At 59.6% G+C, this 23,195-nt stretch carries 11 protein-coding genes; 4 read left to right on the top strand and 7 right to left on the bottom strand.

Going from position 1 to position 23,195, the window contains the following annotated elements; translation table 11 throughout:
* Positions 1-46: 46 nt before the first annotated feature.
* Together KGA88_RS09220 and KGA88_RS09215 are read right to left on the bottom strand one after the other, a co-directional pair.
* Complete coding sequence (locus tag KGA88_RS09220) at positions 47-775, bottom strand: Crp/Fnr family transcriptional regulator (protein WP_223590300.1); 729 nt, start codon at positions 773-775, stop codon at positions 47-49.
* 340 nt (positions 776-1,115) lie between these two features.
* The gene (locus KGA88_RS09215) at positions 1,116-9,788 is read right to left on the bottom strand and encodes a GH36-type glycosyl hydrolase domain-containing protein (RefSeq protein WP_223590298.1); all 8,673 of its coding nucleotides are present in this window, start codon (positions 9,786-9,788) and stop codon (positions 1,116-1,118) included.
* Positions 9,789-10,189: 401 nt separating this feature from the next.
* On the opposite strand from KGA88_RS09215, the gene KGA88_RS09210 reads away from it, so the two are divergent.
* Positions 10,190-11,707, top strand: a complete 1,518-nt coding sequence (locus KGA88_RS09210) for a sensor domain-containing diguanylate cyclase (protein ID WP_110661350.1) — start codon at positions 10,190-10,192, stop codon at positions 11,705-11,707.
* A 688-nt stretch (positions 11,708-12,395) separates the two neighbouring features.
* Here the strand turns inward: KGA88_RS09210 and KGA88_RS09205 are convergent.
* Genes KGA88_RS09205 through KGA88_RS09195 form a run of 3 tightly spaced genes read right to left on the bottom strand, consistent with a single transcriptional unit; the run spans position 12,396 to position 19,033 of the window.
* Positions 12,396-12,983, bottom strand: coding sequence for an ATP-binding protein (locus KGA88_RS09205; RefSeq protein WP_223590296.1), 588 nt, complete (start codon positions 12,981-12,983; stop codon positions 12,396-12,398).
* Positions 12,984-12,988: 5 nt separating this feature from the next.
* Entirely contained in the window at positions 12,989-14,122 is a 1,134-nt protein-coding gene (locus KGA88_RS09200; RefSeq protein ID WP_223590292.1) for a response regulator, read from the bottom strand.
* 48 nt (positions 14,123-14,170) lie between these two features.
* Positions 14,171-19,033 (bottom strand): HAMP domain-containing protein, encoded by a 4,863-nt coding sequence (locus tag KGA88_RS09195; protein ID WP_223590289.1) that lies wholly within the window; start codon positions 19,031-19,033, stop codon positions 14,171-14,173.
* Between the two features lie 291 nt (positions 19,034-19,324).
* On the opposite strand from KGA88_RS09195, the gene KGA88_RS09190 reads away from it, so the two are divergent.
* Complete coding sequence (locus KGA88_RS09190; protein WP_110658273.1) at positions 19,325-19,966, top strand: response regulator transcription factor; 642 nt, start codon at positions 19,325-19,327, stop codon at positions 19,964-19,966.
* A gap of 186 nt (positions 19,967-20,152) precedes the next feature.
* The gene (locus KGA88_RS09185) at positions 20,153-20,452 is read left to right on the top strand and encodes a hypothetical protein (RefSeq protein ID WP_110658274.1); all 300 of its coding nucleotides are present in this window, start codon (positions 20,153-20,155) and stop codon (positions 20,450-20,452) included.
* Positions 20,453-20,508: 56 nt separating this feature from the next.
* Here KGA88_RS09185 and KGA88_RS09180 read toward each other — a convergent pair whose 3' ends face one another.
* Together KGA88_RS09180 and KGA88_RS09175 are read right to left on the bottom strand one after the other, a co-directional pair.
* The gene (locus KGA88_RS09180; RefSeq protein WP_103392965.1) at positions 20,509-21,162 is read right to left on the bottom strand and encodes a hypothetical protein; all 654 of its coding nucleotides are present in this window, start codon (positions 21,160-21,162) and stop codon (positions 20,509-20,511) included.
* Positions 21,163-21,439: 277 nt separating this feature from the next.
* Positions 21,440-21,718, bottom strand: coding sequence for a DUF2790 domain-containing protein (locus tag KGA88_RS09175; RefSeq protein ID WP_110658276.1), 279 nt, complete (start codon positions 21,716-21,718; stop codon positions 21,440-21,442).
* 558 nt (positions 21,719-22,276) lie between these two features.
* Between KGA88_RS09175 and KGA88_RS09170 the strand changes: the two genes are divergently transcribed.
* Positions 22,277-23,185 carry a LysR substrate-binding domain-containing protein gene (locus tag KGA88_RS09170; protein ID WP_223590286.1) on the top strand — a complete coding sequence of 303 codons (909 nt, stop codon included), beginning with the start codon at positions 22,277-22,279 and terminating at the stop codon, positions 23,183-23,185.
* The last annotated feature ends 10 nt before the right edge of the window (positions 23,186-23,195 follow it).

Raw genomic sequence — 23,195 nt, 5'->3', positions numbered from 1 at the left:
CAGAACCACACTTCATGGTTCTGCAAATCGCGCCCTTCGGACATCTTCATGAGTCACGTCGCAATGGAAAGTAAGGCAGCAATCGTTCGGTCTCTCTTCTGACCACGGCGTAGCATTCGCAACTCAGCGCCTCCAGCCGAGCCCTGTCGAGGATCTTGATGTGTCCCCGACTGTATTCGATAACACCCAGGCGCTGTAGCTTGCCGGCGGCGTCGGTCACGCCTTCCCGGCGTACACCCAGCATGTTGGCGATCAATTCCTGGGTCATGGTCAGTTCATTGCCTTGCAGGCGATCGAGCGACAACAGCAACCAGCGGCACAGTTGCTGGTCGATGGAGTGGTGGCGGTTGCACACCGCCGTCTGGGCCATTTGCGTGATCAGTGCCTGGGTGTAGCGCAGCATGAGCAGAAGCATCTCTTCATGGCGGTTGAACTCGTCCTTGAGCTGCTGGCCGGGTAACCGCAAAGCATGCCCGGCACTTTGCACAACGGCCCGACTCGGCGTGCTTTCACCGCCCATGAACACTGCAACACCGATCAAGCCTTCATTGCCGACAACTGAAATCTCGGCCGAGGCGCCGTTCTCCATCACATATAACAGCGACACGATCGCGTCGGTGGGGAAGTAGACATGCCGTAGAGCGCCACCGGACTCATAGAGCACTTTGCCAAGTGGCAGTTCGACCGGTTCGAGGTGGGGTAGCAGACGCTCCAGCGCTTGCGCGGGAAGCGCCGCCAGGAGGTAGTTCTGTTGTGGCTTGGGTACAGCAAACATATCAGCCACCGTTCAAGGGCGAATACCCTGATCGGGACAGGTTACTCCAAAGCGCACTATGCGGGGCAACGCACCGAAGCAAGCCCGGCAATCTGCGATGCTCAAGGGTACGACGCTGCATCTGCAGCGTCTAACGTTGGAGGTTGTCATGAGCAAGCACATTGACCCGAATCTTCGCCAGGGTCCCGGCAAGCCCACTGCGAAACAGCCACAGAACATACCGGTCCCCCTTCATTACAAGCCTGGCCAGCCGGTACCCATCAAGCTGAGTGAGGCCGTGCAGCCGCACCACCAGGGCCCGAATCTTCCTGTCTGAATCCAGGGCCAAGAGCGCTGTTTCTCAGCGCTCAAGATCGGCTTCGACAGTTCTATCCCACCCTGGGGTTTCTGGCTGCAGCGCTTTTACCTGGCATGTCACCAGGACCTGGTGTTCTTTACCGTCATCGAGCAATTCCAGCGCGTCATTGCCCAGCAGCTCACCGTCCAGCGTGGTCGAAGTGGTCGTGCCCGGACGTACATTGATATGGTAATTCGTCTCCCCATGGCGGTAGCGCAGCGTGTAGCCAGGCCAACCCTGCGCAAGCAGCGGTACGATATGCAATGACGTACCGACACGCTGCAATCCGAGCAATGACTCGACGATGAATCGGTACATCCAGCCGGCCGACCCGGTGTACCAGGTCCACCCCCCACGGCCCGCATGTGGCGGCGTGCCGTAGACGTCGGCAGCCATGACATAGGGCTCGACCTTGTAGGTTTCGATCCGGCTGGCGATTTCATTGCCAGCGGGGTTGATCATGTTGAGCAACCGCCAGGCCCTGACGTTGTCGCCAAGCTCGGCGAACGCCATGCCGGCCCAGACCGCGGCGTGGGTGTACTGGCCGCCATTTTCCCGTACGCCCGGCACATAGCCCTTGATATAGCCGGGTTCGAGCACGCCCGCGTCGAAGGGCGGATCGAGTAGCAAAACCGCGCCTGTGTCGGGGCGTACCAAGTGCTGCTCGAATGAAGCCATGGCCGTGCGGCGCCGGGTTTGCGAGGCGGCACCCGACAGTACGGACCAGCTTTGCGAGATCGAGTCGATGCGGCATTCGTCATTGTTGGCCGAGCCCAGGACCTGGCCGTCGTCAAACCAGGCGCGCCGGTACCATGAACCATCCCAGGCATGCTCCTCCAGACTGGCCTGCAGCAGGGCGGCCTGCTGGGTACAACGCTGTGCGAAAACCGGGTCGCCATGCAATTGGGCCGTGATGGCAAACTGTTGCAGGACCTCGAATCCGAAGAAGCCCAGCCACACGCTTTCCCCTTGGCCAAGATGGCCGACCCGGTTCATCCCGTCGTTCCAGTCGCCCGTGCCGATCAAGGGCAAGCCGTGGCTGCCACGCTGCAGGCCGTGTTCGATGGCGCGTACACAATGCTGATAGAGGCTTTCTTCAAGGTGCGACTTGCCCGGCAGGTCGTAGTAGGACTCCTCCCCGGCATTGAGCGGGCGGCCTTCAAGGTAACCCACGGGTTCGGCCAGCACGCTGAGGTCTGCGGTGACGTTGACATAGTGGCTGGTCGCCAGCGCGAGCCACAGGTAATCGTCCGAACAGCCACTGCGCACCCCCCGATCGAGCGGTGGGTGCCACCAGTGTTGAACGTCGCCTTCGGCATATTGATGGGCTGCACACAGCAACAAATGGCTACGCACGCTGGCGGGATCGGCATGGATCATCGCCATGCTGTCTTGCAGTTGATCGCGAAAGCCGATGGCCCCGCCGGACTGATAGTAGCCACTGCGGGCCTGGAAGCGACAGGCGATCACCTGGTACATCAGCCAGCCATTGACCATGACATCGATGCTCGGGTCGGGGGTCTGGACCTGAATCACGCCCAGATGCGAACGCCAATGCTCGCGGACCGCCTCGAGTTGCGCGGTTGCCGCCCCCAGGCCCCGGTACTGCTGGACCAGGCGCAGGGCTGACGCCGTATCCCTGGCGGCACCGAGCCGGAAAACCACGTCCTGGTCATCACCGTTGTCGAGGTCGAGGGCCACCTGTATCGCCGCACAGGGATCCAGGCCTCCACCGGTACGGCCCGACAGCCGTGCCTGCTGTAATCCGGCAGGCGCCTTGAGGCTGCCGTTGCGGCCGATGAATTCACTGCGATCGCCGCTGATGCTGGTGTCGGTCGAATCGGTATCGAGGAACGCCACCCGTTCGCAAAACTCGATCGAATAGGCGTTCCTGGCAAAAAATGCGCCGCTGCTGGGGTCGGCTTCCGTCACCACATGCATCGCTGATTTGCTGCGCAAGTCGCCCAGCACCCACTCGACATAGCAGGTCGCCGACAGACGTCGGGCGCGGCCTGAGCGATTGCGAATCTGCAAATGCGAGAACTTGATCGAAGCATCCAGCGCCACATACACCCACAACTCGGTGTGGATACCGTCTTCATCGTGCTCGAAGACGCTGTAGCCGAAGCCGTGCCGAGTACGGTACGGACCAGTACCGGGACAAGGCTGTGGCGTCACCGACCAGAAATGCCCGGTTTCTTCGTCGCGCACATAGATCGCCTCGCCGCTGGCGTCGGTGAGCGGGTCGTTATGCCAGGGGCTCAGGCGAAATTCGTGAGCGTTTTCCATCCAGGTGTAAGCGCCACCACTTTCGGACATCACCGTGCCGAAATGCGCATTGGCCAACACGTTGGCCCATGGCGCCGGTGTCGGCCTGCCAGGCTGCAAGGTCATGACGTACTCGCTGCCATCGGCACTGAAGCCGCCATAGGCGTTGCCCAGGAGCAAACCTTCGATCGCGGGCAGGGTAGCGGTCGCCGTTGCCTTTGCCTGGCGCTTGAGTGTGGGGACCAGCGCCGGGTACACCGGGCTGGCGTGACGCCGATGAACCTGCTCGGCAATGCCGCCGTTGCCTTCGCTCAGTACCAGGCGCGCCACCGACAGGATCAGCGTCCGATCCTCGTTCGACAACTGCTGTGCCGGACGCACGAAAATGCCCCCGGGATGGTCGATCAACGAGGCCTCGCTGCCGGACGTCACCACACCCATGATCAAGTCCTGGAGTTGCTGGCGATAGCCGGCCTGGTCTTCGTTCCAGATGACCAGGTCCACCACCAGCCCCTTTTGCCGCCAGTAGGCATGGGCCTTGACCATCTGCTGCACGAGCTCGATGTTCTCGACGGTGGCGATCTGCAGCAGAACGATGGGCAGGTCGCCGGAGATCGCCTGGCCCCAGAGGCTCGATTGATTACGTCGATTGGCCATCAATACGCTATTTTCCGCGCGCAACGAGGCATTGGCGTAGAGGATCGAAGCGGCCATCTGTTCGAACAGGCGGGCTTCTTCCTGCGATACGTTGAGTTGGCGCAGCAGCACCTGACTGTGGGTCCATGCCAGGTCGAAGACGCGATCGGCGAGGTGTCGGTCGCGGTATTTATTGATCAGGTACAGGCAGTCCTCACGGCTGTCCGCGATGCCGGTCACCAGGTCGATGGTCGCCGTTTGCCCGGGTTCCAGGGCGATACGGCAGCGGATGGCGACGATCGGATCAAGCACCGAACCTGCGGTTCCTGACAGCTGCTGGACATTGCCATCGAGCGCGGCCGGTGCTGCAACGTTGCGTCCTCGACCGATGAATCGCGCTCGATCGGTTTCGTAGGAAATGGCGTCGATGTCCACGCCATGGGCGGCCAGCAGGTGGCACATCCAGGGGACTGCTTCCTCACTGGAACGCCGCCTGCGGGTGCAGACGATTGCCTGCAGCTCCGGCAACAGTTCGGTCTGCACGAACAGGTTGCTGAAGGCCGGATGAATGGCATCACTGATTGCCGGCGCCAGGACCACCTCGGCGTAGGTGGTGATCTCCACGCTACGACGCACGCGGCCGCGGTTGGTGATGTGCAGCCTGCGCAGTTCGATATCGTCTTCGGGCGACACGACGATCTCGGTGTGCGTATCGAAGTCGCGCTCGCGAACACGAAACTCGGCCCGGGCATCGCTGAAAATCGCTTCATGGCTTTCCGGTCGGTGCAGGGTCGGCTGGTGGGCCGAGGACCAGAATACGCCGCTGCTGACATCGCGCAGGTAGCAGAACATGCCCCAGTTGTCGCGGGTCGCGTCTTCATGCCAGCGGGTCAGCGCGATGTCGTTGCAGCGGCTGTAACCGCCGCCCGCACTGCTGAGCATGACGTGGTAACGGCCGTTGGAAAGTAGCTGGACGGCGGGGCGCTTGCGCCCGGGATCGGCGAATACGCGAAGCCTGGTTTCCTGCGTGCGTGCGTTTTCCCCTGTGGCAGGCGCCTGGGTCGCATGCAGGTACGGCGCGGCGGTTTTCGGTACGCGCTCCTGCAGCAGCAAGACCGTCGCCTGGAATGACGGGATCGACTCGAAACGACGCTGCATGGGCCGGTCCAGCAGCAGGCTGGTCAAGGCCAGCAGGCTCATGCCCTGATGGTGTGCCATGAACGAGCGCACGACCGCATAGCGCTGGCCGCGTGGCAGACGTGCCTCGGTGTAGTCGACCGCTTCGTACAGACCATAGCGACCGGCCGACCCCTGGGCTGCCAGGCGTTGCAGGTTGTGGCAGGCCGCTTGCGGCTCGACCATGAGCGCCAGGGCGCTGGCGTACGGCGCAATCACGGTATCCTCGGCCAACCCGCGCTTGAGGCCAAGGCCCGGAACACCGAATGCCCGATACTGATAATTGAAGTGGGCATCCAGGGTGTTGTAACCCGACTCGGACACGCCCCAGGGGATGCCCAACTGATTGCCATGCTCGATCTGCAAGGCGACGGCCGCGCGGCACGTCTGCTCCAGCAGCGTACCTTCATAGCTGGGCATTACCAGGTTCGGCATCAGGTACTCGAACATCGATCCGGACCAGGAAAGCAGTACCGGCACCCCGCGATTGTTGCTGAGCAAGCGTCCAAGGGTGAACCAGGCCTGTTGCGGCAACTGGCCCTGGGCGATGACCACGAAATTGGTCAGGCGAACCTCTGAAGCGAGCAGGTCGTAATAGCCGTTGTCCAGCCTGCGTTCGTCGGCGTTGTAGCCTATCGAGAACAGGTCACGCTGGGCATCGTAAAGGAAGGTGAAGTCCATGCTGGCCAGTGACGCGGACAATTCGGCCAGGCGCTCGACGTGGATGATCCGTGCGCGAGCCAGGCGTTGCACCGCCTGCACTTGCGCCTGATCGGCAGGCAACCACAGGGTGCAGTCGAGCTCTGCCATTTGCCGCAGGCTGAGTGCGGGTGTCGGTGTCGATGTCGGCGCCTTGGCCCGGGCGGGTGCCAACGGCAGCTCGAAGCGCAGTCGCTCCGCCCGCAGGTCCGCACACTGCGCCTGCAATGCCTGCAGCCAGTAGTGTGCTTCTTCAGCAGAGGTGGCCGCAGTGTCGATGGCCAAGGCCTGCGCCTGATCGAGTAACGGCAGGAGGTTGTCCGGGGTGTCGTGGACAATCGCCGCCTGCACCCGTGCGCGCAGTTCAAGCACGGCAGCGTCATCGAGGTCCGCGTCCTGCAACGCCTGCTGCAGCACATCGAGGGTGTCGCCCAGGCCGTCAAGGGTACGTTGATCGAACAGGGGCGTGTCGACCAACCCCAGCAGCCCCGGCCGCAGGGTGAGCAACAGGCCCGCCAGGTTGCCGCTGTCCACGGTGGACACATACCGAGGTGCCAGTGGCTGCAGTGTCTGGGTGTCGTACCAGTTGTAGAAGTGCCCATGATGACGCTCAAGGCCGGCCATGCTTTCAAGCGTTGCCGTGATGCGTTCGAGCAAGCGTCCGCTGCTCAGATAGCCGAAATCGTGGGCCGCCAGGTGAGAGAGCAAGGCCATGCCCATGTTGGTCGGTGAGGTCCGATGGGCAATGGTCGGCTTGGGTATTTCCTGGACGTTGTCCGGCGGCAACCAGTTGTCCTCGGGGCCCACATAGCGATCGAAGAACGCCCAGGTCTGGCGTGACAGCATGCGCAGGAATCGCAGGTCTTGCGCTGACGGGGCAAACCCCGCCGGTGTTGTCGGCAGGCTGATCCACCAGGCAATCGCCGGGCTCGCCAGCCACACCAGCAGCAAGGGTGCCGCCAGAGCGAGTACATGGAGAGTGGGGAGCAGGGCGGCGAATAGCAGCAGCGCCAGCGCAGGGGCAATCCACATGCTTTTATACATGCCGGACAGCGCGTTGCCAGTGGAGCGCTCCACCTCACGAGAAGGTTGCCATTGCAGGAGGCGGCGCTTGCTGACCAGCATGCGCCACAGTGAGCGGCCAATCGCATCGAAGCTCAACAACGCATCGGAGGGCAACCAGACAATCGACAACAGCGCCCGCATGAAATGCTGGCCCGAGGTGCGCAATGCAGCAGTCAGATGTTGTCCCAATGGAATATCGGCAGCTTTCTGTACCAGCGCCAGTACCGACTGCAGCACGGGCTGCAGGCAGACCAGAATGACCACCGCCAACGTCCAGGAGGCGGCCTCGTTCGTACCCAGCCAGCCCCATGCCAGCATGGCCAGGAAGGCACCTGGCTCGAGGCTGCGGCGCAGATTGTCAAAAATCTTCCAGCGGGCCAGGTTGCTCAGGCGATTGGCTGCGAATCCGCCCTGGGGTTTCGGTGCCCACGGCAAGGCCCAGTACAGCACTTGCCAGTCTCCGCGAATCCAGCGGTGTCGGCGTTTGGCATCGGCGCTGTAGCGAGACGGGTATTCCTCATACAGTTGTACATCGCTGAGCAGCCCGCAGCGGGCGTAGCACCCTTCGATCAAGTCATGGCTGAGGATGCGGTTGTCGGGCAGGCAGCCTTCGAGTGCCTGTTCGAAGGCGTCGACGGCATAGATGCCCTTGCCGATGAAGGAACCGTTGTGGAACAGGTCTTGATAAACATCGGAGACAGCGCGGGTATAGGGGTCGATACCCGCATCGCTGCCAAACAGGCGAGCGTAGGTCGAGCGTGCCGTGCTCGGCAGGCTGATCCCCACGCGGGGCTGGAGGATGGCGTAACCGCTGACGATCTTGCCGCTCTGTTCATCGAACACCGGATGGTTCAGCGGGTGCATCATGGTCCCGATGCACTGATGCGCGACATCCCGTGGCAGCAAGGTATCGGTGTCCAGGGTGATGACGAAGCGCACCGCACTCAGTGGCGTGACATCACCGACGATCAATGCAAAGCGTTCATGCCCTTTGCCACGCAGCAATGCGTTGAGCTCGGCGAGTTTGCCACGCTTGCGCTCATGCCCCATCCATACCCGCTCGGTAGAGTTCCAGTGCCTGGGCCTGTGCAGCAGGAAGAAGCGGTCGACCTGGCCATCGGCATATTTGTGGTTGAGCGCCTCGATCAGTTGGCGCGCCAGTGCGAGCAATTCGGCATCCTCGGGCATCACCTCGGCAGGGGCGTCCATGAAGTCACTGAGCAGCGCAAAATGCAGGTGGGCATCGCGATTGGCCAGGAATCGCACTTCCAGGCCTTCCGCCAGAGCCTCGATGTCGCCCGCGTTGGCGAACATCGTAGGCACCGCCACCAGCGTACGCGCCTCGGCCGGTATGCCCTTGCTGTAGTCCAGGCGGGGCAGTAGCGATGGGGCCACAGTGAGGGTCACCAGCCAGTTGACCAGCCCGATCGCCAGACGGCTGGTCATCAATAACGCGGGCACGGCGAGCAGGACCAGACACCAGGTTGGCGTGCCACTGCGCCAAGCGCTGCTGAGAAATGGCCAGGCCAGCAGCAGCGTCAGCAGCAGTGCAGGGCACAGGTAGAACTTCAACGGGGCGCTCTGCAGCAAGCGCTTCCATCGTTCGAGCAGCGGCACGCTGGCGTGCAGCACCTGTTCCAGGCTGAGCAACCCGTCAGCCACCAGGTAATAGCCCACGTGTCCGGTTACACCGGCCGTGGGCTGTGTGGTGCTGGCCAGTTCGATGGCGACTTGTGCCACCCTGGTTTCAGACTGCACACAATGCCGTGCGAGACGTTCGACCACATGGCGGTAGCGATCCCGGGTGGCAAAGTCCATGTTCGCGTAGATGCCCGCCGGGTCCGCGCACAATACCTGTTCGACATGACTGAGCAGCTCGACGAACTCACGCCAGTCGGTCGCCGCCAGCAATCGCAGGCTGGCGATGCTGTTGCTGATGGACACCTGGTCACCGGATTGCTGCTGGGCATCCATCTGCACCAGGCGTTCGACGGTAAGGCCGGACTCACCGAGCGTTTGTTCTATCCACGCCATGGGCAATATCAGCGCGGCGCTTTGCCCGTGCAGGCGGCGCGCCAGTTCGGCAACGAATGAAGGCGTCATCGGCGGTGCCGATCGCGCCATGTCGGCAACGGTCAATACCACGCTCTTGGCGTCGCGCTCGGCCATTTCGATCAATCGATCGGCCCAGTCATCGGCAAGGTTACGGTCATCCCGGTTGGCCATGACCCGGGACGCCACGCGCCGCAGGTTCTCGATCAGCGCCAGGCGCAGCATGATCGGGATTGCCCATAGCTCGCCCAGGGCCAGCGGCGTGATGGTCTGATAAGAGGCGATGAAACAATCCAGGCTCGGCGCGTCGACCCGGCCATCGCCGTGAGCAATGGTTTCCAGGGCGATGTCGTAGACCCGCGGCAGGCCTGCCGAAGGACCTTCGGCCAGGCGTGGCAACTCGCGACTGTAGCCGTCGGGCAGGTGAGTCCTGGCAGTACGGATGTTTTCTTCGATGAGGTAGAAGTTATCCAGCAGCCACTCCGCCGCAGGGGTGGCGCGTCGACTGGACAGTTGTACGGTCTTGAGCGCAGCGCAACTACGTTCCAGAAGCAGTTGGTTGTCAGTCAGGCGGCCCAGCAAGGCGTCCTTTCTGGAAAGACGCCCCAGCACATGTTGGCGTGCCAGTACGATACCGTGGTCTGCCATCTGCTGCGCATTGAACAGGTCGGAACGCAGGATGGGCTCGTACTCGAACTTGTGCCGCGCGGCACTCCACCTGAGCCAGATGGCCGGTGAGCGCCAAAGGCTGGACAGCGTGCGAGTCAGGAAATTTTGCATGAATTCCTTCGTACGACCCGCGCAGGGCAGGTCGCATGTGGAATGAAGGCGGTTCTACGCCAGGCTAGGTGTGCGGGCGTTGCGCCGCCGGGCGCAGCATTCCACCGATGATTGTGGGTTATTCATCGGGGCGAAGTCTGTTCGCTAGCGAACATAGGCCATGTTGGCGGCAAGGGGCTGTGTGATAGGCGAACGATCCAAGAGGCCGCTTTTGGGCCGGTTGTAGCCCTTCGTGACCGGGAGAAACGGTCTGAATGTACCTTTTCCCACCTCAAAATCACTTGCTGCAGCGATCCACCACTACTTGTATCCTTGTTCAAGTAGAGGACGAATGGCTGCAGCTATTGGCTTGGCCCAATAGTCGCCGGAACGGAAAAATGGACTTTCCATAAGGTAGTAACGTGAAGCGTGATACCCATCTTGTTGTGCTTTTGCTGTTGGTTATCGGTTGTTCCCTGGCGTCACTGACTGTCTGGAAGGTATTGGCCTCTCGAGATCGAGCACTGGAGGACGTGGATGTCCATGGCTTGAACCTTACCCAGGCGCTTGCCACTTATTCCGAAGGCATTGTCCGGCAAAGTTCGCTGCTTTTGCTCGGGCTTGTCGAACGCCTGGAAACCGAAGGTAGCGGTCCTGCGCAGATTCAGCGGCTCAGTGCATTGGTCAACCGCCAGGTGCCGCTGATGCCACAGCTCAGTGGTATCACGATCTACGATAATCAGGGACGTTGGTTGATGTCCTCCAACCGGCCGATTCCAGCCGGGGTGAACAACACTGATCGTGCCTATTTCATTCATCACCGCGACGATCCATCCCGTGAGCCCTTTATCGGTCCGCCAATCCAGAGCCGTTCCAATCACGAATGGGTGATCACCGTCAGCCGTCGTTTCAATGGTCCTCGCGGCGAATTTGCCGGCGTAGTGGCGGTCACCTTGGGGATCGAAAACTTCCTGCGGTTGTTTGGAAAGATCGACGTAGGGCAGGAGGGGGCTATCGGATTGTCCTATACCGACGGTACGTTGCTGGTTCGCTATCCTTTCCGCGAGCAGGATATGGGGCGCAACTTTTCCACGTCGCCCATCTACACAAAGTATCTCGTCGATCGATCAGTCGGCACCGCATCGTTTACCTCCAGCCTGGACGGCGTGGAGCGGCTATACGCCTTCCGCAAGAGTGACCGGCTGCCACTGGTCACTACGGTGGCACTCGGCAAGCGCGAAGCTCTCGCCGCGTGGCGAACGGAGGCATTGCTGTCCGCGGTGGTGGTGACGGGGCTGCTGGGACTTACCGGACTCATCGGTTGGTTTTTGATCCTGGATATCCGTCGGCGTACCAAGGCAGAAGAACAGTTGCGTGGGGCTCAGCAGCAGTTGCTCTCATCGAATCGGCAACTTGAACTGCTTGCGATGAAGGATGCCCTTACCAGTTTGGCAAATCGACGCTGTTTCGATGAGAGCCTTGCCATGGAAGCTCGGCGAGCACAGCGTGAGGGAACGACGTTGGCATTGCTGATGATTGATATCGACTACTTCAAGCGCTTTAACGACTCGTTCGGGCATGTGGCTGGAGACGCATGCCTGCAGACGGTTGGCAGGATTTTCGAGGCGTGCGTAAGGCGACCGTCAGATCTGGTGGCGCGTTATGGTGGAGAGGAGATGGGTATCATCATGCCTGACACCGACAGTGACGGTGCCGCGGTGGTGGCGCAACTTATTCTCGACCGTTTGAAGCAAGAGAACATTGCGCACAACTCCAGCCCGTTCGGACGGCTAAGTGTGAGCATCGGGATTGCTACAGCCACGGGTTCCCAACTGAACCCTTTGCAAGGGTTGATCGAGGTAGCAGATCAGGCTCTGTACAATGCCAAGGCGTTGGGACGTAACCGGTTTGTGAGGGGGGAGATCGTTCCCCATGACTAGACGGTCTATCCTGGCGCTTCTCGTCGTAATTACCGAACATAGATAGCAAAAGATCAGAAACCTGCTATTACGTTAGTAATTGCCTCTTCATTCATTGCAAGTCGTCACAGGTGCGGCCCACCATGCGAAACGCACTTAAGCGTTCGAGAGTTTGTTTTGGTTTTTTACTGGGTATTATCTCAATTGGGCTGACCGCTTGCGTCAGCGACGAGAACGTTACTGCACCTACCAAAGAAATTACTCGACCACCTATCGATGACAGCGAGACTTCGTCTGTGCGAGTCACTACTAGTTGGCTACAACACTCACTTAACCAAACTGGCTGTCTGGAGCACGCCAGAGCGGCTCTTACAAAAGCGAGATATTTTGTTGAAGTAGGAGACAGATCAGTCTATGGGTTGCGTGAAGGTATGACTTTTTCGATTCGCTGCGACTACGAAGGCGTTGCTTTTTTCGCAGTAGCTTATCGCCATAGGCCAAGTACTCAAACCCAGGATCGGATCTTGAATGAACTCACCAGGCTATTTTAAGGACTACAGGCGAGAGGTATAGCGGCTCGCCCGCAGCGAGACCAATGCTGGTCCTCTACTCTGAGGCAAAGAATTGGACTTACCCCTCCCAGCCGGTACCTGAAATACATCTTCGAAGAACTCTGGGTGGGGCGTGGCTGCGCTGAGATCAATCTCGGTTAATTAATGGGGCGAGGAAAGATTGCAGTGAATGTTGTACCGGTGGTGAGAGTGGAAGTTACAGTCACTTCGCCGTAGTGCGCCCTTACAATCTCCCGAACGATGAACAGACCCAACCCGACACTTCTGAGTTCGGCATTGTCATGACTGACAATCCCGATAAGTTGCTCGGCGAACAGGGCCCTGTCCTCAACCGCCGCGTAGGTGATACGCAACTTGTCTTGGGTCATATCCAGTACGCGCTGGTCCTTGAGGTGTTTCGCCAAATGCCTTTCGGCAAGCATTCGGGCGTTGAGCAGTTCGCGCGCGTACCTTAGGTTGTCCGTGGCATTGAACAGCGTCATTTCATGAAATATGCCAGCAGAATGCTCACAGCTGATGGCGCTGAGCATCATTGGAATGAAATGTCCGTTGTAGTGAATGAGGTCGAACTTCACGTCGGCAACGACGCCCTGTATCTGCATGAGGGGCGCCCAGTACATCTTGTGGAACGTCCTTCCCTCGTGTTTCATCAAGTCCTGGATGTTTTGCAGTGATTGGCCTCGACGTTCGGGGGGAGGTACGGGAAATAGCACTTTCAGTGCCATCCAGATCAGTCGAGTGGCAGCGATATGGTTAATGTCGTTCCTTTGTCCGGTGCGCTGTCGATCGTGAATTCCCCGCCCAGCATGCTGATGCGTTCCTTCATACCCACCAGCCCGAACGAGTTCAACTTTTTGCCATCCGTCATGCCTACGCCGTTGTCCTTGATCTGCAGGTAAAGCCGCCGACCTTCCCTGGAGAGTTCGATATGCACCTGTGTCGCTTGCGCGTGCCGGGCGATATTCGATAGCGATTCCTGCACGATGCGGAACAGTGTCGTGGCGGATTTTTCATGCAGGTCGCAGCGAAAGTTTTCTTCTTTCGCCGACATCGTGCAATCGATCCCGCTGCGCTGCCGGAACTCTTCCAGTTGCCACTCGATCGCAGCCTGCAATCCCAGGTCGAGTACCGGCGGGCGCAGATCATTGATGATACTGCGGACACTGCGGATGGCTGTGTCGAGATGATTCAGGGCATCGCTGACCTTTTCGTTGAGCCTGGGGTGCCTGGTAACGGTGCGCGCCTGCAGCATGGAGACATCGATTCGCAACGCCAGCAGGCTCTGTCCCAACTCGTCATGGATGTCGCGTGCGATGCGCTTTCGCTCTTCTTCCTTGATGTGCTCCTGATAGGACGCCAGTTCGCGCAGCTGCCGCTTCGACTGCAGCAATTCTTCGGCCTGCATCGTCAGTTTGCGCTGCAAGTAGAACAGGTCGACAAACACCTGGATCTTGGCGTGAAGCACCTCGGCCACAATCGGCGAGAAGATGTAGTCCACTGCGCCGGACGTATAGCCGCGGAAACGCTCGGAATCCGTGTCGGCCTCCGCCGTGACGAAGATAATCGGTGTGTGGGCCGACTTCGGGCGGCCGTGAATGAGTGCAGCGGTTTCAAAGCCGTCCATCACCGGCATTTTCACGTCGAGCAGAATGGCTGCGAAGTCGCGCTGCAATAGCAGGCGCAGCGCCTCGCGGCCGGAAGTCGCCGTGGCAATGTCGAGGCCCATGTCGGCAATCACTGCGGCGAGCGCCGTGAGCTTGGCGGGATTGTCATCGACCAGCAACACCGATGCTGGCACGCCATCAGGCGGGAGCGGTTGCCACGCCTGGGTTCTCTCGTTGAATACCGGGGGTTCCTGCTGCATGTTTATGCCACTTCAGTTTGCGCTGGCCGCCATGGGCGCGGTACAGCGTCATCGATAGAGCCATTTACGCATCAGTGACAGCAGCTGGTCGGTATCCACCGGCTTGCTGACGTAGTCCGAGGCGCCTGCCTCGATGCACTTTTCACGGTCACCCATCATCGCCTTGGCCGTCAGCGCAATCATGGGCAGGGTTTCAAATCGCTTGAACGTACGGATCTGGCGCATGGTTTCAAAACCATCCATCTCGGGCATCATGATGTCCATCAGCACGATGTCGGTATCGGTCTGCTGCTGCAGCAGTTCGATGGCGGTTCGACCGTTCTCGGCCGTGGTCACCAGCATTTTGTAGCGCTCCAGCACGCTGGTCAGGGCAAAGATATTGCGCACGTCATCGTCGACCACCAGGGCCTTTTTACCCTCGAGACTGTCCGAACCTTCATAGAGTTTTTCCAGCATCCTGCGCTGGGTCTGCGGCAGCTTGCCTATGACACGGTGGAGAAACAGTGCGGTTTCGTCGAGTATGCGCTCGGGGGACTGAACGGCCTTGATGACGCCTTTGCCGAGCAGTGTCCGGAAACGCTCCTGCTGCGCCTTGGTCAGTGCCTGCGCACCATAGACGACAATTGGCAACTCACCCATGGCGGGGTCTTGCTGCAACGCCTCGAGAAAGCTGATGCCGGATGCGTCGGGCAGTTGGAGATTGATGGCCAGGCAGTCGTAGCGTTTCTTTGCCAGTTTCTTCAAGGCTAACGCGCCGCTGGCGGTCGTTTCGATCTTCACGTCGGAGTTGCCGAGCAGATCGAGGATGCGGGCGCGGCTCCCGTCGTCGCCATCGATGAGCAGCAGGTTCCTGGTCTTGCGTCGGGCGAACTTCACGATGTCGACCAGCGCATTTTCAATCTCGTCGGCTGTGACCGGCTTGAGCAGACAGTCGAAAGCGCCATAGCGCAGCCCGCGCGCGTGGTCGTCAGCGGTCGAGATGATCTGGACCGGGATGTGCCGCGTGGCGAAATGGCGTTTCAACTGTTCGAGCAGCGCCCAGCCATCGATGTCCGTCAGGCCCGGGTCGAGCGTGATCGCGGCGGGTTTGAAGCGCTCGACAAGCTCCAGTGCCTCCGCGCCACGGCTCGTGACGATAGCCTTGAAGCCCTTCCGGTGCGCGGCTTCGAGCAGAATGCTGGCGAATCGGGTGTCGCCCTCGAGCATCAGCAGCACCTGGTCCCCGGGTTGGACAGACTCGCGGTCGTCCAGTATCTGTGCCGACGGACTTGAGATGAGGTCACGCCTGACCTGGCCAGGTACTGCCTCTGTCGTCGATTCGTCCAGCGCCTGGTGCTGGGCATCCTCGGTACGCAAGGGCACGTACAGCGCAAAAGTACTGCCCTTGCCGATCTCACCGGCGAGCAGGCGCAACTCACCGCCCAGCCGGTGCGCAAGCTCGCGGCTGATCGACAGGCCGAGGCCGGTGCCGCCGTATTTTCGTGAGGTGCCGGTATCTGCCTGCTGGAACGCTTCGAAGATGAGCTTCTGCTTGCCGGCAGATATGCCAATGCCGGTGTCGGTGACCACGAAGGCGACCACCTCATCGGCACGATTGAGCTCGCTGTTATCCACGCTCCATCCGGACACAGCGGGCGCGATGCTGAACTTGACGCTGCCTTGCTCAGTGAATTTGAAGGCGTTGGACAGCAGGTTCTTGACCACCTGCAGCAGGCGCTTTTCGTCGGTCCAGATGACGCGGGGCAGGGTAGGTGCCAGTTCGATCGTGAAGGTGAGGCCGCGGTTTTCGGCGACTGGCCGGAACGTGCGTTCGATCTGGGCGTGCAGATCGGCGAACAGCGCTTCATTGAAATCCAGTGTGACCGTGCCCGACTCGATCTTGGACAGATAGAGAATCTCGTCGATCAGCTCCAGCAGGTCTTTGCCCGCGCTACGGATGGTCTTGGCATATTCGACCTGCCTGGGCGTGAGATTGTGTTCCGCGTTGTCGCTGAGCTGCCGGGCGAGGATCAGCAAGCTGTTCAATGGCGTCCTGAGCTCATGGGACATGCTGGAGAGGAATTCGGACTTGTACTTCGAGGTCAGCGTCAGCTGCTCCGCCTTCTCCTCGAGGGACAGCTTGGTGATTTCGACTTCGCGGTTCTTGCGCTCGACTTCGGCTTTCTGCTCGGCCAGCAGTCCAGCCTTGTCCTCCAGTTCCTCGTTGGTCTGGCGCAATTCTTCTTGTTGCCTTTGCAGCTCATGCGCCAGCGATTGCGACTGCTTGAGCAGTTCTTCGGTGCGCATGTTGGCTTCGATCGTGTTGAGCACGATGCCAATCGATTCAGCCAGCTGATCAAGGAAGGTTTGATGAATGATGCTGTAGCTGGTGAACGAAGCCATTTCGACGACGGCCTTGACCTTGTTCTCGAACAGGATCGGCAACACGATGATATTCAGCGGGGCAGCGGCACCCAGTCCCGATGAAATCGCCACGTAATCGGCGGGGACATCGGTCAGCAGGATGCGCCGCTTCTCGTAGGCGCATTGTCCGACCAGGCCCTCGCCGAGCCGCCACTCATCGTTGACATTGATGTTGCCCTTGTACGCATAAGCGGACAGTAGCTTGAGTTTCGCAGGATCGGACGGGCTCTCGTTCATCATGTAGAACACACCGTGCTGGGCGTTGATCAGCGGCGCCAGTTCCGACAGCACCATCTTGGAGACCGCCGCCAGATCGCGCTGGCCTTGCAGCAGGCGATTGAATTTCGCGAGATTGCTCTTGAGCCAGTCCTGCTCGGCGTTTTGCCGCGTGGTTTCGCGCAGGTTGCGGATCATCTCGTTGACGTTGTCCTTCAGTTCCGCCACTTCACCCTTGGCTTCCACCTCCACGTAACGAGTCAGGTCGCCCTTGGTCACGGCAGTCGCCACGTCGGCTATGGCGCGCACCTGATTGGTCAGGTTGGCCGCCAGGCCGTTGACGTTGTCGGTCAGGTCGCGCCAGGTGCCGGCAGCACCCGGCACGTTCGCCTGGCCCCCCAGCTTGCCCTCGACGCCCACTTCACGCGCCACCGAGGTCACCTGGTCGGAGAACAGCGCCAGCGTATCGGTCATGCCGTTGATGGTGTCGGCCAGTTCGGCGATCTCGCCCTTGGCTTCCAGGGTCAGTTTCTTCTTCATGTCGCCGTTGGCTACCGCGGTCACCACTTTGGCGATGCCGCGCACCTGGCTGGTCAGGTTGGCCGCCATGAAGTTCACGTTTTCGGTCAAATCCTTCCAGGTGCCGGACACGCCTTGCACCTGTGCCTGTCCCCCGAGCTTTCCTTCGGTGCCGACTTCGCGCGCCACCCGCGTCACTTCGGCGGCAAAGCTGTTGAGCTGGTCCACCATGGTGTTGATGGTGTTCTTCAGCTCCATGATTTCGCCCTTGGCTTCCACGGTAATCTTGCGCCCCAGGTCGCCTTTGGCCACCGCCGTGGTCACGTCGGCGATGTTGCGCACCTGATTGGTCAGGTTGGCCGCCATGCTGTTGACCGAGTCGGTCAAGTCTTTCCAGGTGCCACCGACGCCCGTCACCCTGGCCTGGCCACCGAGCTTGCCGTCAGTCCCCACTTCGCGAGCCATGCGCGTCACTTCGTCGGCAAAGGTCGAGAGCTGGTCGACCATGGTGTTGATGGTTTCCTTGAGTTGGAGAATTTCACCTTTCGCTTCGGCGGTGATCTTGCGCGACAGGTCGCCGTTGGCCACCGCTGTCGTCACGTCGGCAATGTTGCGCACCTGGGTGGTCAGGTTGGCCGCCATGCCGTTGACCGAATTGGTCAAGTCCTTCCAGGTGCCGGACACGCCGGTCACTTCGGCCTGTCCGCCCAGTTTGCCTTCGGTACCGACTTCCAGGGCGACGCGTGTCACCTCCGAGGCGAAGCTGGAGAGCTGGTCGACCATCGTGTTGATGGTGTTTTTCAGTTCGAGAATCTCGCCCTTGGCTTCAACGGTGATTTTCTTGCCGAGGTCACCGCGCGCCACCGCCGTCGTCACCTGTGCGAGGTTGCGTACCTGGGTGGTCAGGTTGGCCGCCATGCCGTTCACCGATTCGGTGAGGTCGCGCCAGGTGCCGGACACGCCGCGCACTTCCGCCTGACCACCCAACTTGCCTTCGGTACCGACTTCCAGCGCCACGCGGGTCACCTCGGCAGCGAAGCTCGAGAGCTGGCCGACCATCGTGTTGATGGTGTTTTTCAGCTCGAGAATCTCACCCCGGACTTCGACGGTAATCGTCTTGCCCAGATCGCCCTTGGCCACCGCGGTCGTCACGTAAGCGATGTTGCGCATCTGGGTGGTCAGGTTGGCGGCCATGTAGTTGACGGAGTCGGTCAGGTCTTTCCAGGTGCCAGACACCCCTTTGACATTGGCCTGCCCACCGAGAATCCCTTCAGTACCGACTTCGCGCGCCACGCGGGTGACCTCGGAAGCGAAGGAGCCCAGGCGAGTCACCATGGTATTGACGATTTTGGCGGATTTGAGGAACTGGCCGCGCAGTCTCAGGCCGTCGAGTACCGGTGGTACCTGCTGGCTCAGGTTACCTTCGGCAACCGAACCGATGACACGAATCATCTCGTTCATCGGGCTGATGAGGTCGCTGGTGAGCGCATTGCTCGAGTTGACGATCTTTTGCCATGAGCCTTTCACCATGGGCAATTGGATACGCTCATCGACCTTGCCCTGCTTGCCGATCAGTCGCGCCACGCGCTCGAATTCGGTGGCGGTGTCGGCCGCCATGTCGATGATCTCGTTGAGTGTGTCGGCGATCTTGCCCGGCATGCCGGTCCAGTCTTCCGGCATGCGCGTGGTGAAGTCACCATTGCGCAACGCCTTCAGCGCTGTCAGCAATGTCGTCATGTCGAAAGCTTCGGTCGGTGTCGTCACTGTGGCCATGTCGATGTCCAGTCAGGATTGATGCCCCGCGCAAGGCGTCATGCAGGCGCCGGCATTGCAGTATTGACCATGCCGGGTACGGAACGTTGGCTTACGAAATATTAGCAAGGTTGGCGCAATGCCCCGGATCCCGGGGAAATTGGCCGGGAACAGGCCGTTGCGACGGGTTGCAGCCGCAGTATGGGAGGTGAGCGCTAACGCCTGAGGCAAAGGTGCAAGTGCGCTCTGCGCCTGCTAACGTGGGAGTGCATAAGTGCGCCAGGGCCTTGCGGGTGCGAATGGAAAATACCGATGATTGACCACAAAATCAGAGTCTTGCTGGTGGATGATCACAGCATCGTGCGCAGTGGCGTGCGACGCATGCTGGAGACTGCCGGCGAGATCGACGTTACGGGTGAAGCCGAGACGGCACAGGACGCAATGCTCCTGGTCCGGGAGCAGGATTTCGACGTGGCGCTGGTCGATATTCAGCTTCCCGACAAGTCCGGCCTCGAACTCCTCAAGCTCATGCGTGCGCACAAACCCAAGCTCGCGATTCTGATGTTGAGCATGCATTCGGTCGAGGCCTATGCGTTACGCGCAATCAAGCAAGGCGCAGCGGGCTACCTCACCAAGGATATTTCCGCAGCCACCCTGGTGGCGGCGGTGCGCAAGGTGGCCTCGGGCGGCAAGCACGTCAGTCCCGAGCTTGCAGAAAAACTGGTCAACGCTATCGGCGGAGGTGACGCGGCCCCCCACGAAGCACTATCGGACCGGGAGCTTGAAGTACTGAAGCTCCTCGCTTCGGGCGAGAAGATTGTGCGCATCGCGCAGATATTGCACTTGAGCCCGAGTACCGTCACGACGTACCGGGCACGTATCCTGGAAAAAACAGGCATGGACAGCAACGCGAAACTGGCCCGTTATGCACTTGAAAACGGCCTGTTGACTTAGACATCCTTCACACTTTGCGTTAAGCGTGTAGTGGAACCACTACAAGCGCCTGGCCGATAACGCCACAACGATGTCCTGCTAACGTCGATAGCGCTGGCCGTTGCAATCAAGCATATTTACCCCTCGGTTTAAATCATGCAGTTCGCCAACTCTGATGTTGAATCAGGGTTCTAACTGAAGGGAGTCATGATGATAGGTTATTGGTTATGCGCATTGCTGTGGGGCGTGGTGCTGCTGGAAGAGATCCAGCGCATGCCCCTTCAGGAATGGAAAGACGAGGGCCTGAAAAAGGTTCTGCTGCTGCGCCGGACCCGGAACCGGACCGGCTACTTCATGGCGTTGATTGCGGGCGCGATGTGCCTTTACAGCGAAATCCTGGTGGCGCCGGCCGATCAGAACATTCTCAGTCCGGAGCTGATACTTGCCGTATGTGGGTTGCTTTGGGGCGTTTATCTTTCCGTCGTCTGTATGAAGGGCAAGCGATAGGCGCCTGTCTCCATGACGACTGGGGGGATAGCTGAACGTCCTTGTTCAAGCTGACTTTACCATCCAGCCAGGGCGGCGTTTCCTGTAGTCCTGGTGCCGTGGCCCATACGCGCTTCGGTGTCTCGGTCCTTTGCCCAGGCGGTGAGCAGTACCATCGCGCCAAATCCGCCGACGATGAGCACCGGATAGGCGGCCAGCAACTCGACCAGCGAGTACTTCCAGGCCAGCGGACGACCGACACCGAGCATGGCGGCATAGAACCACGACACGCCAGAGAGGGCGCCGGAGAACAGCGCGAGCATGCGCAGGCTGAAGGAAAGTTTGAGTAACGAACCGGCTTTTTTCAGCGCTGGCAATACAGCGCTATGCAACAGATAGCCGTTGAAGGTCAACAGCACAACGATGCCGATCTTGGCTTGCAGTTTTGGATTGAGGAAATATTCCATCCCTTTGCCGGCATAATCGATCCCGACAATACCAATGCCGGTAATCCAAAGGGCTACAAGTGCGAGCACTACGGTTTTTTGAAGGCTTTCCATGTGCGCGTCATCGTGGTGACCCGACACATCCCCCTTCAGGAGTTGCTTGACCATTGCAATATCACTGGTCAACACAAGCCCGATTGCCACACAGCAGGCGATAAGATGGAAATATACAACGCCCAAACGCACATATTCCACGGTGGACGCAGAGAACATACTTAGATCCATGGTTACCTCTTGGCTTCAATAGTGAATCAGTGGCTTCGATACGGCTTTATTGGAATTTGCCGTTGCTGACTGCCATTTAGATCCAGCAATTGTTATCAATTAATCTTGCGGCCGTTACGCCATCAAGATAATGGTGAGTTTCGCGAATGAACTTTTAGTCATTCGATCATGTCCATTTTTCAGGTAACAAAAAACATCATCCGCACTCAGTGCATATGAGGTTTAACTTCCGCTTCTGGGGTGGGCGGCGAGGCCCGGAATCTGATCGACGGGTTGATCAGGCAATGCTGGTTGGGTCGGCGGGGCTGCCTCCCCATTCGAGGAAACGGATCTTGTGGACTTCGCCCTCGCTGTCTTCGTAGACCAGGGTCACCGGCACCACGCCGGTCTTATCGGATGTATCGGTGCGCTGCAGCACCCGTTTCACATCGATGTCCATTCCGTAGTGGTATTCGACGGCTGAGATATGCGCGCCGGGTTCCTGCAGGCTGTTCTGGTCGAAGACGCTGGGTGCGAGACTGGAAATTACTGCACTGACAATCGTGGTCATGCTCATAAGACTGTACCTCCACTGCGTTTGCTTGACATGGACTTAATGTGACACGTCGTTAAATCGAAGTTCACTTGTCAACGACGAACGTGCCCTCCTGAAAAGCCTGTAGTGGCTGTAAACTCCCGGCAATTCCCCGCGCTTGACGCCTCTTGACCATTCGTCCTTTAAGCCCCGTATTTGTTGGTCAAAGTCCCTTTTTGGAAGAGGTCATGACATGTCATGACGGATTTTTACCCAGGAAGAAGTGTCAGGTACTGGCCGATTTCTGACAGTGAAGAGGGACCCGGATCGATCACTTCAGCACTCAGGCAATGCAATCGGCAGCACCCGATGGCGCTCGCAAACCACATCACCAATGCAGTGCTCCAGGAGCGCGTGCGGATGCGATCAATCGCATGGGACTGCGGTTGCAGGGTGACGCCTATCACCATGCCGGGTTACTCGAAAGGGGTAGTGACGGGAAGACTTGTCGCCGTCCACGCATAAAACCTGCGCCTGAGCGCCTGCGAATCACTAGAATGGAGCGACCGAAAAAAACAAGAATCAGTGGATGCAAGCCCCTTGAAAATTCAGCCTCTTCCGCCGCTCAACAGTTTGATTGCCTTTGAGGCTGCAGCCCGCCACTTGAGTTTTACCTTTGCCGCCAAAGAACTGAACGTCACCCAGGGCGCGATCAGTCGCCAGGTGCGATTGCTCGAGGATTATCTCGGCAAAACCTTGTTCGAAAGGACCACCCGTACCATCAACCTGACGCCGACCGGGGCCCAGTACCACGAGACGGTTCGCGACTGTCTGCAGAGCCTGGCTCGCTCCACGGGGGAGATTCGGCAATGGCGCGGGGATCAGCAGGTGACCGTTGCCACCAGCACGGCAATGGCATCGCTCTGGCTTCTACCCAAGGTTGCCGAGTTTCAACGCCAGCATGAGGAGATCGATCTGCGGATCATTGCGATCGATCATGTGAAGGACTACGCCAGGCTCGATTGCGACCTGGCGCTGTATTACTGCGGTGCCCCCCCTAAAGGCCTGGACGTGACACCCTTGTTCTCGGAAGAGATTTTCATGGTGTGCAGTCCGTCGTACCTGGCCGCACATCCCCAGCTTTCAACCATCGAGGGGTTGTCGTCCTGTACCTGGCTGTGGCTTGAGGATTCGCAGCGGGATTGGATCGGCTGGTCGGAGTGGTTCAAGCGTCTTGAGCAGACACCGGTTGCCCCCAGACACCGGATCAACATCAACAGCTACAGCATGCTGATCCAGTCGGCCATCAGCGGGCAGGGCGTTGCGCTGGCCTGGAACAATCTGGTCGATGACCCGCTGAGTACGGGAGGGCTGGTACGGCCAAACGATATCGTGCTGCAAACAAACGCCAAGTTCTGCCTGCTCGAGCCGCTCAGTACACGCGGCCCACGACAAAGCGTGAAATTGTTTCGTGACTGGCTGATGGGACTGCCTTCCATCCAGGGATAAAGAGCCATCC

Origin of the sequence: Pseudomonas sp. A-R-19 (genome assembly GCF_019956575.1) — a bacterium.
GTDB lineage: Bacteria > Pseudomonadota > Gammaproteobacteria > Pseudomonadales > Pseudomonadaceae > Aquipseudomonas.
The sequence above is the reverse complement of the archived record's forward strand: the minus strand, read 5'-3'. Positions and strand labels throughout refer to the sequence as shown.